Source organism: Rhizobium sp. CC1099 (genome assembly GCF_029714385.1).
Classification (GTDB): Bacteria; Pseudomonadota; Alphaproteobacteria; order Rhizobiales; family Rhizobiaceae; genus Rhizobium.
In genome coordinates this window covers 1,268,642-1,282,015 of sequence record NZ_CP121642.1, presented here as the reverse complement: position 1 = coordinate 1,282,015, position 13,374 = coordinate 1,268,642, and the positions used below count along the sequence as shown (strand labels likewise).

Genomic DNA, 13,374 nt, shown 5'->3' with positions numbered 1-13,374 from the left:
ACTTATAGTTCGAGGCGCTTGAAGGCTTCCGTAGGCGCATCGTTTGATCGCATGAGGGCCTTCATCAACTCAAACATCCACCGTTCCCGAGCGGGATCCTGAAGGGGCGTCTCCTGCCCGGGATCGGTCGCCAGATCATAGAGACGCGTTTGTTTCTCAAGCAATGCTCCAGGTCCATAATTGTCGAACATCGGCGATCTTTCGGTCACCGGCACCCGCAGCAGAGGAACATCCTTGGTCCACGAAAACGGCTTGGCTAACGTCGCTCCTGATAGCTCTTCCGGCGTGAATGGCCGCGTTATGTGCGTAGGCATAACCGTATACTGATAGATATCCTGCTTCAGGAGATCGGCTGGAAACCTGTGGTAGGTATAGCGGCCATCGGTTACGTTGACTGCGCCGCCGAAATAGCCAAAGATAACTGCATCCTTGGAATTCGGCTTCAGAAGCGACTGCCCTTCTGTCTCAGGCGGGGCATCTACTTCGAATATATCGAGAAATGTCGGCCCCACGTCGATGGACTGGGTCAGCCGGTCAATCCTTCCCGCAGCAGGCCAGCGCGGATCATGGATGAACAAGGGGATGTGTACGATCTCCTCGTACATGTTCATACGGTTCTTGGCCCAAAAATCGTGTTCCCCGAGAAGGAACCCGTGATCGGTTGTGACGATGAGCGCGGTGTCTTTCCACATATCGTGCGCATCGAAGTAATCGAGCAACTGGCCGAGCAAAAAATCGCATAGCGACACGATCGCGTAATAGTTCGCTCTGAGTTCATCAGCTTCTTCCGGCAGTTCCTCAACCCGTCCATAGCGGGGCCAATCACGGATAGGCCCGTTCCATCCGGTTTTGAAAGGTTCCTTGAAGCGCTCCGGCGCGAAGAAGGGTTCGTGCGGATCGAATGTTTCGATCTGCAGTAGCCAGTCATCAGCCTCACGATTGAGATCGAGAAACTCCAAACCATGCGCAAAGCACTGCACAGAGGGAAAGTCCTTTTCTTGCCTGATGAATTCTCGATTGATCATGTATGGCCCGTACTTGCTGATCGGGCCGCTGCCGGTCTGTGCTTGGTGATATTTTTCCCGAAGACGCTCCCAATGAGGCTGCACCATTGCCTTCCACGGATCCGACTCCTGACCTCGCACGAACTCGAAGGTCGAATACCGATTGTGATAGGTCGCGCCGCCGTCTTCCCAATAATGGTAGTGATCGGTGATCAGGTGGCTATGCACGCCCTTCTGCTTGAGAAGCTCTGGAAAGGCATTGTCAAATGGTTCGAGGGGGCCCCAACTTCGATGCAGAAAAGTCAGACGTCCTGTCAGGAGATCCCGTCGTGCCGGCATGCAGGGCAGCGAGCCCACATAATGCTTGTCATAGACCATCGAGCGCCCGGCAAGGCGGTCAAAGTTCGGCGTTGGTATTCGAGATCCGCCGTAGCAGCCGAGCATGTGGCGATTGAGGGAATCGAAGAGAACAAAGACGGTTTTCATTGGCAATCTCCTCTTACGCGGTTGCTCGTGACGACAAGCGCAGCCCGCCCCGCCTGGGCGTTGCGCATGGCAGTCTGGTTAGTCCGTCATCGGCGCCAAACCCTCGATCTCCATGATGAATTCGAATTCCCGGGCAAGCCCCGGCGAATAGGCGACGACCGGGCCGCCTTCGAACAGAAGAGCCGGTAACGCGGGCATGGCGACTTTCGCGCCCGCTTCGCAAGCGATCAGTGCGCCTGCGAGCATATCCCATGCGTTCAGATGCCGCTCGTAATAGAGATCGGCCGCACCCTCGGCGACACGTAGGAGGTCGATCGCGGCCGCGCCCATGCGGCGGTAGTCCATGCCGCGCTCATGTAGGCGCCGGGAGATGGCAAGGTGCTCGTCGAAGCTCGTTTTGCGCGAATGGCCGAGGATGCAGATGGCATTGGCCGGATCGCTCGTCGCTGCAGCACGAATGGGTGTCCCCTCGCGAAACGCGCCGCTGCCACGGATTGCCGAGACGACAGAATCCTTGGCGGCATCGTAAACGACGCCGATCTCCAGGCGGCCTTCGGCGCAAAATGCGATCGATACGCCCCAGTGGCGGAAGCCTCTAATGTAGTTCGTTGTACCGTCGATCGGATCGACTACCCAGGTTCCAGCGCGGCCGGCTCCGCCGCCGGTTTCCTCACCCACAAAGGTGTCTTGCGGGAACAGCCCAAGCAGCCCGTCGCGAATGGCCCGCTCGGCATTGCGGTCGGCGACGGTCACGAAATCCTGCAGGCCCTTGTTTTCGACCTTCAATCCCGAACCCATTTCCGCGCGGAAGCGGGCCGCCTCGCGGCCGACATGACGTGCGATCTCTATCGCAGCCGCAGCGCGGGCCTCAAGGGCGGAGAGATCGAATGCGGAACTCATCAGGCAGTCCTTCTCTTGATCAACGAAACGGGCGTGAATTCTACGCGCGCCGTCATATCCGGCTTAGCCATCCGGCTCATCAGCAGGCCGATCGCCTGGTCGGCCTGAAGGTCGCACGGCTGGCGGATGGTTGTGAGCTCATAGGCAGACCAGCTTGCCTGGGGAATATCGTCATGGCCGATCACGCGCATGGCGGGTACGTCTTGGCGGCTGCGGCCCGACATCAGACGGTCGATCACGCCGCAGGCCATGTAGTCGTTGGCGCAGAAGGCGCCGTCGATTCCCAAGGAGATGAGCCCGGATGCCGCGTCGAAGCCGCTTCGATAGTCGTTTAGGGCGACGGTGAAGAGCTGCGCCTCGAGGCCGCGCTGGCGGCAGCGGGCAAGGAAGGCCTCGCTGCGGCGGCGTGCCGTGTAGGAGACGGAGGACGCGGCAATTGCGGCGAGACGCCTGGCGCCTTTATCGACCAGGTGATCGGCGGCCAGATTTCCGGCGGTGTGGTCATCGGAAATGATGCGGTCGACAAAGGGAATCTCGTCGCCCTTGTTGATCAGCACGATCGGCACGCCCTCGGCGGCGCACTGCTCGCAGATTTCCGTCGGCGGCGCGTCCGATGTCACGATTACGCCGGAGACGGCATAATGCAGAAGCTGGCCGATGACGGTCGAGGTATCCGCCTCCTTGGAGGTCGGCAACAGAATCGGACGGAAATTGCGGAAAATGAGCGTGCGCGCCAGATGCTCGATCTGAAGCGTGCGGAATGGGTTGTCAAGCCCGGCGGCGACGACGCCGACGAGATCGGAGCGCTTGTTCGTCAGGCTCCGCGCGAGGTAGTTGACGCGGTAGCCGAGCTCCTTGGCCGCTTGATAGACCTTTTCGCGGGTCTTCGCCGAAACGCTCGCATCCGGCGTGAATGCGCGCGATACGGCCGCGCGCGAGACGCCCGCAACACGCGCCACGTCGAAGGACGTTACTCTGCGCGGTCCTTTATCCTTGTCTGCCAAACGTTCTTTCCCCACCCGGCACGGTGCGCATCATATCCGGCAGATCCGTGCAGATACCCAGCACCGGCAGCTTCATGATCTCATCGAGGATCGGCCGTCTTTCCTCATGCCACAAAACGATCTCGCGGCCTGTTGCGAAGGCGCGCTCCATCAGTGCCGGGGTGACCAGATCCTGCGGCCGCTCGCCGGCGCGCTCCCAGCAAAGATGCAAGATATCGGCATCCGCCTCGTCGCCGATCACGTGCGGATTATCGCCGACGCGCACAAGCACAGACAGCGGATAGTCGCAACCGGCCTCGCGAAGCTCGCGGACCTGTGCGATGTCGAAGGAGCCGAGGCAGGCGAAGCGCTGGCCCTTTTCGAGCAGTTGCTGCCAGCAGCGGAGGCCGCTTCCCGGTGCTTTCAGCTCAATATAGAGCCCGGTTCCGGTCTCGCGGCCAAGGGCGGCGACCGCCTCGAAGGTCGGGACGTCGACGCCGTCCAGCGCGGCAAGCTCGGTTGCGATCATCTCCGAAATACGCTTGTCCACGCCGAAGACGCGCTCGAGATGGTCGTCATGGGAAACGACGACGACGCCGTCCCTGGTCAACTGCGTGTCGAGCTCCCACATTTCTGCCCCGAGGTCCGCCGCCAGACGGAAGGCGGCGAGCGTATTTTCGCGGGCATGCCCGCTTGCGCCACGATGGCCGATGCAGAGAGGCAGCCGGCCCTTGCCGGCGGGCCAGCCATAGCGCTCGAAGAAGGCTGAGAAATCGCGTTGCATCAGAGCCTCCGTCCGTCTTCGTCGAAAATGAACACGTTGCGGCTGTCGATTGCCCAGGTGACCTCGTCGCCGATCTTGATGTCGTGGCGGACCGGCTGGATGGAGCGCAGCAGTGGTCCCCCGGCAAGCCGCACGTCATAAAGATTTTCACGGCCCTGCGTTTCGGCGAAGTTCACGACGCCTGTGACCGGCACGTCGCCGGTTGGATTGAAGTGCTCCGGCCGCACGCCGAGTATCAGCTTGGCGCCATCCGAGGCGTCCACGCAAGCGGGGAGTGGAACTTTGATCTCGCTGCCTGGAATGGAGAAGACACCCTTTGCCGCCACGCCGTGCAGGAAGGTGATCGGCGGGTTTCCCAGGAAGCCGGCAACGAAGGCGGTGCGCGGGTCGTTATACATCTCTGCCGGTGTTGCGATCTGTATGATCTCACCTTCCTTCATGATGGCGATGCGGTCGCACATGCTCATGGCTTCCACCTGGTCGTGGGTGACCAGGATCGCGGTGATGCCCGTCTCGCGCTGGATGCGACGGATTTCCGAGCGCATCTCCAGCCGGAGCTTTGCGTCGAGATTGGCGAGCGGCTCGTCGAGAAGCAGGACGTCCGGTTTGCGGATCAGCGCGCGGGCGAGCGCCACGCGCTGCTGCTGCCCGCCGGAAAGCTCAGAGGGGCGGCGGCCCATCAGGTTGCCGATCTGCACGAGAGCGGCGATGCGGTCGACCTCCTTGCGGATGTCGGCTGAGGGCATTGCCTTGACCCTCAGCGGAAAGCCGATGTTTTCGGCAACCGTCATGTGCGGATAGAGCGCGTAGGACTGAAACACGACGCCGACATTGCGCACCTGGCTCGGAAGATCGGTAACATCGCGGTCGCCGAAGAGGATGCGGCCCCCGGTCGGGCGATGGATGCCGCAGACGGCAAAGAGCGTCGTCGACTTGCCGCAGCCTGACGGACCGAGCAGGGCTAGCATCTCGCCGTGAGCCACTTCCAGGTTCATGTTCTCGATGACCTTGGTGGCGCCGAAGCTCTTCGAGAAATTGTCGAGGAGGATACGCATCAGCCTTTGCTCCCGCCGCCATAGATATTCATGAGATATTTGTGGAAGAATCCGTAAAGCAGCAGCACCGGGATCACGTAGAACACGCCTACCGCCTTGAAGGTGCCGAAGTCGAAATTGTTGTCATCGGCGATCAGCCCCGAAAGGTAGACCGAGAGCACCTGTACCTGACCGCCTGGGGCCAATACCTGCGGCAGGATGAATTCTCCCCAGCCCGAAAGGAAGGAGAAGAGCGCCAGCGCCATGATCGCCGGACGCACCTGCGGCAGCACGAGACTGCGCCAGACCCGGAAGCGCGAGGCGCCGTCGACGACACCGGCCATTTCTATCTCCCAGGGCACGCTGTCGTAGAAGCCTTTCATCAGCCATATGCCGAGTGGCAGGTCGATCGCGGCCTTCACAAGGATGACGCCGATCAGTGAATTATAGAGGCCGACCATCTGCAGTACGATGAAGATCGCGATGATGAGTGTCACCGACGGGAAGGCGTGCAGCACCATGACGCCGGCAAGGAAGAAGCCGCGGGCAGGCACGTTCAACCGCGACAGCACATAGCCCGCCATGGAAGAGACAAGGAGTACGACGGCCGTCGTACTCGCCGTGAAGATCAGCGTGTTCAGCGTCACCAGCCAGATGTTCGGCCTTCCAGGCGGCGTCTGCCAAAGGAATGTCCAGTGCCGCAGGGTAAGCGTATCCGGCATCAGCGCCGCCGGTTGCTTGTCAGTGATCGTATCGATGAAGAGATAGGCATACATCAGCACCAGCGGCAGGCTGACGATGGCGAGCGCCAGAACGACCGGCCAGGTGCGGTAGTTCGCCGAGGGCTGCGATTTCTCCGCCATGATCAATCCTCGATGAGCGGCCGCGCAACCAGCGTGGCGTAATTGAAGACGCGCAGATAGGCGAGCGACAGGATGATGCCGATAATCACGAGGACGAGCGCCATAGCGGCGCCAAGGCCATATTCCAGATTGCCGGCATAGTTATTGAGCGCCGTGTGATAGGCGGCAAGCGACCAGACTTCGGTCGCCTTGCCCGGCCCGCCGCGGGTCGAAAGGAGGATTTCGTTGAAGGAGGCAAGCAGCGACAGCGTCTGGTAGCAGGTGACGAACAGGATCGGCCAGCGCATCTGCGGCAGGATGATGTAGCGGATCTGCTGCCAGCGGCTGGCGCCATCCACCTCGCTTGCGAAGAACTGGCTCTTCGGGATCGCCTTCAGCGCCGAGGAAAAGACCAGCATGCCCATCGAGGCGCCGATGAAGCCGTTGATCAGCACCACGAAGAGCCAAGCGTTATAAGCGTTGTCGAGAAGATAGTTCTTCGGCGAGTAGCCGAACTTGCCCATGAAGGTGGAGATGAAGCCGGTATCCCAGGCGAGCCATTTCCACATCAGGACATAGATAACGACGGGCGTGATGCGCGGCAGGAGCCAGACGGAGCGAAAAATCGTTGCCTGCGCACTCGGCATGTAGTGAGTCCAGATCGCCAGGAGCATGGCGTAGCTCGTGTTGAAGAGCACGAGCACAAGGGCGACGTAGAGCAATGTGTTGAAAAGGATCTGCGCCATGTCCGGTGACGAGGCGATGCGCGAGAAGTTCTCCGTCGTCCAGCTCCAGCCGGTATAGGTCGCGCTGGCGAGGCCTTCCTTCTGTTCCGACGTCATCTTGAAGCCGAACTTGTCGAGCGAGGCGAAAAGGTCCTCCTTGCTCGAGAAACGCAGATTGGCAACGGAGCGGTTGAACTGCTCTGAGATTTGCTTGACGTCCCGGGTCGACGGCCGGTCGTTAAGATCCTTAATCATGCGCTCGGCTTCGCGGCGCGAGGAGAAGACCTCACCGAGATGTTTTTCGCGCAGCTCCGTGGCGATGCCAGGCCCAAGCGCAAGGCCCTCGACGCCTTTGATACCCTCCTCGTCGATCGCGTAGCGCGGCTCGGTAAGCTGCTGCACGACCTCCGGCATCTCGTCCTTGAGCGCGATGAGCGAATTTGGGGCGATCTGGTAGGCGCCGCCCGAAATGCCCGTGGCGGTCGTCATGTTCGTGAAGGAAAAGACGGCGGTTAGCACTACCGGCATCAAGAAGAACAGCACAATCATGATCGCGGCCGGCGCGATCATTATGAGCCCGAGCGTTCTGGACGATCTCATGAAAGCCTCCGCAAAATGTCCGGGCGGATGAGGCCGCCCGGAGGCTTGCCTGCGCTTAGCGGATGATGATTTTGTCGCCGAGCGTGTTTTTCAGCTCGCCTTCTACGTCGTTGACGGCAGCATCGACGCTCTTGGCGCCTGTCCAGGAGGCCTCGAGGCCCTTCCACATGATGTTCCAGTAGGTGCCGAAATCGGCATTGTTGGGCATCGCGTTGGCGTAGGGCAGAAGCCGCTCGGTGGCTTCGCGCGTCCAGCGGTCGGAGGAGTAGAGCTCGATCTCGGTTTCCGACTTCGAAATGCCGAGATGAGCGGACTTGACCGCATGCAGCACATTGATGCGCGGCTCGGAGGCGATCTTGATCAACTGGGCGGCAATCTCGGTGTCGTCCTTGTCGTGGCCCGAGGTCAGAAGATAGACGAGCGGATGCGTCAGCGTGTTGGCTTTGCCGCCTTCGCCGGCCGGGATCAGCGTGAAGATGACGTTGCCGAAAAAGTCCTTCAAGCCTTCCTGGTTGACGTAGCGGGCATAATGCCAGGTGCCGCCGTGCCAGATCCCGGCCTTGCCGGAAGCCACTTCCTTCCACCACTGGTCGGCCGGCATCCCGATATGGTTCTTCTTGGTGACGCCGTCTTTTACAGCGTCGGCGAAGAATTGGTACGCGCGCTGCATCGCAGCTTTGTCGAAGACTAGCTTGCCGTCTTCTTCCATCGTCCCGCCGAAGCTCGTGTAAAACTGCCAGAAATCCGGACCGTTGGTGTAGCGCGGGTAGAAGCCATAGCCTGGCTGCACGAGGCCCTTGTCCTGCATCTTCTTGGCGTCTTCCAGCAGGTTCTTCATCGTGTAGCTGCCGTCCTGGACCTTCTGCGGCAGAGCGTCGAGATCAGCATCGTTATAGCCGATCGCCTTCATGTGAGGCTTCCAGAAGAACATCGGGCGGGACTCGGCGTCCTGCGGGATGCCGTAGACCGTGCCGCTGAAGGAGGCAATATCCATTAGGTTTTCATAGATGTTGTTAAGCGGCCAGGAATCGAGGTCGACATAGTCCTCAATCGGCACGATCAAGCCGGACTGTGCCCAGGGGCCAATGTCCTCGTGGCCGGTGACGACGATGTTCGGAGCGGTTTTCGCCTCGGCGGCAAGCGTCATCGCCTGCTTGAAGTCCTCCCAGCCGCTATAGGCCTTTTTCTCGACCTTGATCTTGAGGTCTTCGCCCTTGATAGCGGCTTCCCGCTGAAGCTGCTCGGCTGCAATATCGATTGCGTCGAGGCGATAGACGTCGTTTGGGCCTGTGCCGCCGGCCCAGACCGTAACGGTCAGATCCTTGGCAAAGGACAGGGCGGTCGTCGAGGCTAGGATGGCGGCCGCGACGGTCATGCACTTCAGTGTCGGCAGAATAGTCATCTCTTCATCTCCCCAGAGATTGGTGCGAGCCTCTTGGCGGGCCATCACCATTGCTGACGGCCGGCCCGGAGATCCCATGAAAAGCGCGAACGGTTTCCGCTCTAGGGGATCTGCGTAACGACCGCGTGACAAAATTGAGCACGTGTGCAAAATTATTATGACTCGGCGGGAAAACATTGCAAGCGACGTTTCGCAGCGCGCCAAATCCGGCTTCGAAACACCGTTCGAATGCGAATGGAACGCTATTCGCTGGGGATCGGTCACATGCCGTTTGCTAGTTCAGCCGGCCCCAAGCCGGATTCCAGCGGACGCCTTCTGAGAGTTCAACGAAGATGGGTGTGCCAGGAGCTTCCCGATGCTTGTTCTGCGCAATCAAAGACGCATCATTGACCTGTAGTTCTCCGCTTGAAAATACGGTGTCATGCTAGCCCGGCTCCGCAACTTTTCTGATGGACCCTCGGATTTGATCGCCGGAGCGATAGAACTTAATGACGATCGAACCGGCGACGGCCTGGCCTTCCTTATATCGGTAATGGGTCCGCATCCTCCTTCGACAGGAGAACAGAATCGCGCTGCGGATATTCCAACCATCCGGTCGGTCGCTTAAATCTCATCCGGCAGAGTTTTGCGCAACGCTTCCTATTTTATTGAGAGTCATCAAGCAAAGCTCGGACAAAGCTCGTTTCAGTTACTTCGATCGTTCCCTCGGGCAACTTCAGGATGCGATCGATGGCAGTACCATAGAGCCTGAGGCGATCGTCGAGCATCTTCACGGCCTGCTCGATATTGCCCTCGCGGCTCCTTATCAGGGCCTCGTGCATCACGCTGCTGAGGGAAAGCCGAAAGAGAAGAAGCATCTCTGCGAACGCTTCGGGGTCTGGCGCATCGAAGAGACCCTCCTCTGTTCCCTCTCGGAGAACATCGGCCAAAAGCGGGACCACGATGCGGGTCACAGCCTGATCGATGCGGTGGAACAGCACGATGTTTTCCGGGCGGAAAATGACATCGAATACTGTTCGCAGTTGCGGGGCAAGCTCGACCTTGAGGCGCCGCGATCCGGCGAACAAGGTGTTCAGCCGTCCCACGGCGTCGAGCGTAGGATCGTCGAGGAGCGGTCGAATCTCTTCAAGGCTTTCGCGGGCAAGGCGGGCAGCGAATGCTTCAAGCAGCGCCTCCTTGGAAGGAAAATAGTGATAGAAGGCACCCTTCGACACGCCTGCTTCGCGAATGATGTCGTTAATCGTGGTATGATTGTAGCCATGAGCGAAGAAGAGCCGCTGAGCGCAATCCAACAATTCGCCCGAGCGGATTTCTGGGTGTTTTTTGACACGCATAGCGGCGCTCGTTTCTTTCGTATGTTCCCCTGACTAGCGGAGCGGAATTCGATGCTGCGGCCGAATTCTTCAGCTGTATTCATAGACCGACGGTCGGTCTATGCTATAGGGTCGGCAACAGCAGCAGTTCAAGGCAGATGGCGTGAAACCGTTCCGCTTGCTTTCCGTTGTCGTCGCCCTCTCCGTGGCAGGCGGTTTGGCTGCTTGGTACGTCTGGCGCCCCATCCCCGTATCGGTCGTCGTCCCCGCGCGTGGTAGTGCTGCCGAAATCGTCTATGCCAGTGGCGTTGTCGAACCTCTCACTTGGGCAAAAGTCACGCCGCTGGTGCGCGAACGGATCGTCGAGCAATGCAACTGCGAAGGTGCAGCCGTAAAAAAGGGCGACATACTTGCTCGCCTCGATGATAGCGAGGCGAGGGCGGCCCTTGCCGAACTCGAGGCGCGGCTCGCGCTGGCGGAGCAGGAATTTCGGCGCTACAATTTGATGCTGGAGAAAAACACCGCAGCCCAGCAGTCAGTCGACCGGGCAAGCAGTGAGGTGGAGCAGCTCAAGGCGCTGGCCGCCGGCCAAAGGGCGCGCCTTGACAGCTATATCATTCGCGCTCCGATCGATGGTGTCGTGCTTCGCCAGGACGGCGAGGTGGGCGAGGTCGCCGATCTCGGAACGGCGCTCTTCTGGGTCGGGGAACAAAAACCGCTGCTCGTGGTCGCCGATGTCAACGAGGAGGATATTCCGCGGCTCCGGCTGGGGCAGAAGGCCCTGCTCAAATCGGATGCCTTCAAGGATCAGACCCTCGATGCAACCGTCAGCAGCATAACGCCGAAGGGCGATCCGGTGACGAAGACTTATCGCGTGAAGCTGCGTCTTCCCCACGACACGCCGCTGATGATCGGTATGTCGAGCGATGTGAACGTCATCGTCCGCGTCTCGGAAAACGCACTGCTCGTCCCCACCGTTGCGATGCAGACTGAGAAGGTCTTCACCGTCGAAGGAAACTCTGCCCGGCTACGTGAGATCAAAACCGGTATCCGCGGCCCGAGTGGCATCGAGATTAGGTCCGGTCTGGATGAAAAGGCGCGGGTGATTTCACCGTTTCCGCAAGATCTGAAGGATGGGGCCCGGGTCAAGATAACCGGTGCTGCGAAGTGAGGTTACGATGCGGCTGATTTTCGAGATCGCCGTCACCCATATTGCCGGCCGCGGCCGGCAGACACTTGTTGCCGTGTTCGGCGTTGCCGTCGGTGTCGGCTTTTCCATCGCCATGGCGGCACTCATGCAGGGCGGCCAGGACGATTTTGTGGAACAGTTGATCAATACCATGCCGCATGTCGAGATCACCGACGAGCAGCGAACGGCGCGACGGCAGCCTGCCGAAACCGTATTCCGTACGACGGAGATCTTCGGACTGAGGCCGCGGGAGGACCGCCGCGGCATCATCAATCCGACTGCCGCGCGCTCCTGGCTCGAGGCATGGATACCCGGCCGGCTCGCACCAGACCTGAAGTTGCGAGGTGTCATTCGTTACTCCAGCCGCGAGGTCGGAGCATCGGTGATCGGCATCGAACCGGTCGCCGAGCGCAGCGTTTCACCTATCATCGGCGATTTCGTGGAGGGAAGTTTCGGAGCCCTTGCGGCAGGCGGGAACAATATCGTCATCGGCGATACGATGGCAAAACGCCTCGGCGCCGGACTGAACGATACAGTTGCCGCGGTTTCGTCCGAGGGACTCACGCGCAATTTCAAGATCGTCGGCCTCTTTCATACCGGCACGACCGCCCGGGATGAGGGCGAAGCTTATGTACTGCTGAAGAACGCGCAGATCTTGAGCGCGCGCACCAACGCCATCAATGAGATCCGCATCAAGCTTGCCAATCCCGATGACGCACCAGTGGTGGCGCGCCGGATCGAGGCCGAACTCGGCTACAGGGCCGAGGCTTGGCAGGAGGCCAATGAATCGCTCCTCGAAGCGCTCGTGATCCGCAATGTCATCATGTACACCGTTGTCGCAGCAATCATGCTGGTCGCTGGTTTTGGCATCTATAATATTATCTCGACGATTACTCACGAAAAGGCGCGCGATATCGCCATCATGAAGTCGCTCGGTTTTGCCGAGGCGGACATGCGGCGCCTGTTTCTGCTCGAAGGTGTCGCCATCGGGGCCGGCGGATCGGCGCTCGGTTGGCTGCTTGGCTTCGCGCTCGTCTATGCCTTGTCCCTGGTGCGCTTCGAGCTTGCCGCGACGGGGCAGGAAATGACACGCCTGCCGATTGCCTGGAGCATTCTGCATTACGTGATCGCCTCTGGTTTCGCGCTCAGTTCGGCGGCTTTTGCCGGCTATCTCCCGGCTAGGCGTGCTGCACGCCTTAATCCCGTGGATATCATAAGGGGTGCGACATGAGCGCCTTGATTGAAGCGAAGAACCTCACACGCATCCTGAGGGAAACCGTCCCCGTAACGCTGGTCGAGGATGTGTCTTTGACGATCGGTGAGCGGGAATTCGTTGCAATCACTGGACCTTCCGGTTCCGGCAAGTCTTCGCTGCTCTATCTGTTGGGGCTGCTCGACGAGCCGACGAGCGGCAGGCTTTCGATTGGCGGCAGAGATACCGATCCGATGGACCAAAGGGAACGCGCCGAAACCCGCCTCTCTATGCTGGGCTTCGTCTTCCAGTTCCATTTTCTCCTGCCAGAATTCACGGCGCGGCAGAACGTCGAGATCCCGATGCGTAAGCTTGGTCGTTTGAGCCGGTCGGCCATGCAGGCGCGGGCTGAAGAACTCTTGGCATCGCTCGGCCTTGCCGGCCATATCGATAAGAGGCCAGATCAGCTTTCCGGCGGTCAACGCCAGCGGGTCGCTGTCGCACGTTCGCTTGCGAATGATCCACCCATCCTGCTTGCGGACGAGCCGACGGGAAGCCTCGACAGTCAAAATTCCGAGCAGGTCTTTTTGATCCTCGAAGGGCTCGTGCGCGAACGCGGCAAGACGGTTATCGCCGTCACCCATGATCTCGATATGGCGGCCCGTATGGGGCGGCGCATTCATCTCATGGATGGCAAGATCGCCGATCCTTGAGATCGGTGCGAGCGGAGGCATTTGGCCAGCCAGCAGCAGCGACGGCCTTCGCGATGAAGCCCAGCCATTGTTCGTCACGGCCTGTTCGATCTGAAAGCGACAACACGCCCCGCCACCAGCAAGATCAGGTGAAACACCTAGTTGCCAGTTGTTTGTGGTCGAAATCCGATGGCGATGGTGAAGGCTCCAAATGCTCCGAAAAGCGCG

Annotated in this window: 12 protein-coding genes; 3 read left to right on the top strand and 9 right to left on the bottom strand. The window is 59.9% G+C overall.

Annotated features, from left to right (window positions below; genetic code table 11):
- Positions 1–2: 2 nt before the first annotated feature.
- The 9 genes from QA644_RS27305 to QA644_RS27265 form a co-directional block, all read right to left on the bottom strand.
- On the bottom strand, positions 3–1,490 hold the full coding sequence (locus QA644_RS27305) for a sulfatase (RefSeq protein WP_283072479.1): 1,488 nt from the start codon (positions 1,488–1,490) through the stop codon (positions 3–5).
- Positions 1,491–1,568: 78 nt separating this feature from the next.
- On the bottom strand, positions 1,569–2,390 hold the full coding sequence (locus QA644_RS27300; protein ID WP_283072478.1) for an inositol monophosphatase family protein: 822 nt from the start codon (positions 2,388–2,390) through the stop codon (positions 1,569–1,571).
- Positions 2,390–3,394 carry a LacI family DNA-binding transcriptional regulator gene (locus tag QA644_RS27295; RefSeq protein WP_283072477.1) on the bottom strand — a complete coding sequence of 335 codons (1,005 nt, stop codon included), beginning with the start codon at positions 3,392–3,394 and terminating at the stop codon, positions 2,390–2,392. The genes QA644_RS27300 and QA644_RS27295 overlap by 1 nt, the downstream gene beginning before the upstream one ends.
- On the bottom strand, positions 3,378–4,157 hold the full coding sequence (locus tag QA644_RS27290) for a glycerophosphodiester phosphodiesterase (RefSeq protein ID WP_283072476.1): 780 nt from the start codon (positions 4,155–4,157) through the stop codon (positions 3,378–3,380). The genes QA644_RS27295 and QA644_RS27290 overlap by 17 nt, the downstream gene beginning before the upstream one ends.
- Positions 4,157–5,212 (bottom strand): ABC transporter ATP-binding protein, encoded by a 1,056-nt coding sequence (locus tag QA644_RS27285; protein ID WP_283072475.1) that lies wholly within the window; start codon positions 5,210–5,212, stop codon positions 4,157–4,159. Before QA644_RS27285 ends, QA644_RS27290 begins: the two co-directional genes overlap by 1 nt.
- Positions 5,212–6,054, bottom strand: a complete 843-nt coding sequence (locus tag QA644_RS27280; RefSeq protein WP_074071946.1) for a carbohydrate ABC transporter permease — start codon at positions 6,052–6,054, stop codon at positions 5,212–5,214. The genes QA644_RS27285 and QA644_RS27280 overlap by 1 nt, the downstream gene beginning before the upstream one ends.
- A 2-nt stretch (positions 6,055–6,056) precedes the next feature.
- Entirely contained in the window at positions 6,057–7,358 is a 1,302-nt protein-coding gene (locus tag QA644_RS27275; protein WP_283072474.1) for a sugar ABC transporter permease, read from the bottom strand.
- A gap of 55 nt (positions 7,359–7,413) precedes the next feature.
- Positions 7,414–8,760 (bottom strand): extracellular solute-binding protein, encoded by a 1,347-nt coding sequence (locus QA644_RS27270; RefSeq protein WP_194731122.1) that lies wholly within the window; start codon positions 8,758–8,760, stop codon positions 7,414–7,416.
- Between the two features lie 644 nt (positions 8,761–9,404).
- Positions 9,405–10,094, bottom strand: a complete 690-nt coding sequence (locus tag QA644_RS27265) for a TetR/AcrR family transcriptional regulator (protein ID WP_194731123.1) — start codon at positions 10,092–10,094, stop codon at positions 9,405–9,407.
- Between the two features lie 142 nt (positions 10,095–10,236).
- On the opposite strand from QA644_RS27265, the gene QA644_RS27260 reads away from it, so the two are divergent.
- From QA644_RS27260 to QA644_RS27250, 3 genes are read left to right on the top strand one after another with little or no spacing between them, the layout of a single operon-like run.
- On the top strand, positions 10,237–11,244 hold the full coding sequence (locus QA644_RS27260) for an efflux RND transporter periplasmic adaptor subunit (protein ID WP_283072473.1): 1,008 nt from the start codon (positions 10,237–10,239) through the stop codon (positions 11,242–11,244).
- 7 nt (positions 11,245–11,251) lie between these two features.
- Entirely contained in the window at positions 11,252–12,493 is a 1,242-nt protein-coding gene (locus tag QA644_RS27255) for an ABC transporter permease (protein WP_283072472.1), read from the top strand.
- Positions 12,490–13,167 (top strand): ABC transporter ATP-binding protein, encoded by a 678-nt coding sequence (locus tag QA644_RS27250; RefSeq protein WP_283072471.1) that lies wholly within the window; start codon positions 12,490–12,492, stop codon positions 13,165–13,167. The genes QA644_RS27255 and QA644_RS27250 overlap by 4 nt, the downstream gene beginning before the upstream one ends.
- Positions 13,168–13,374: the final 207 nt, after the last annotated feature.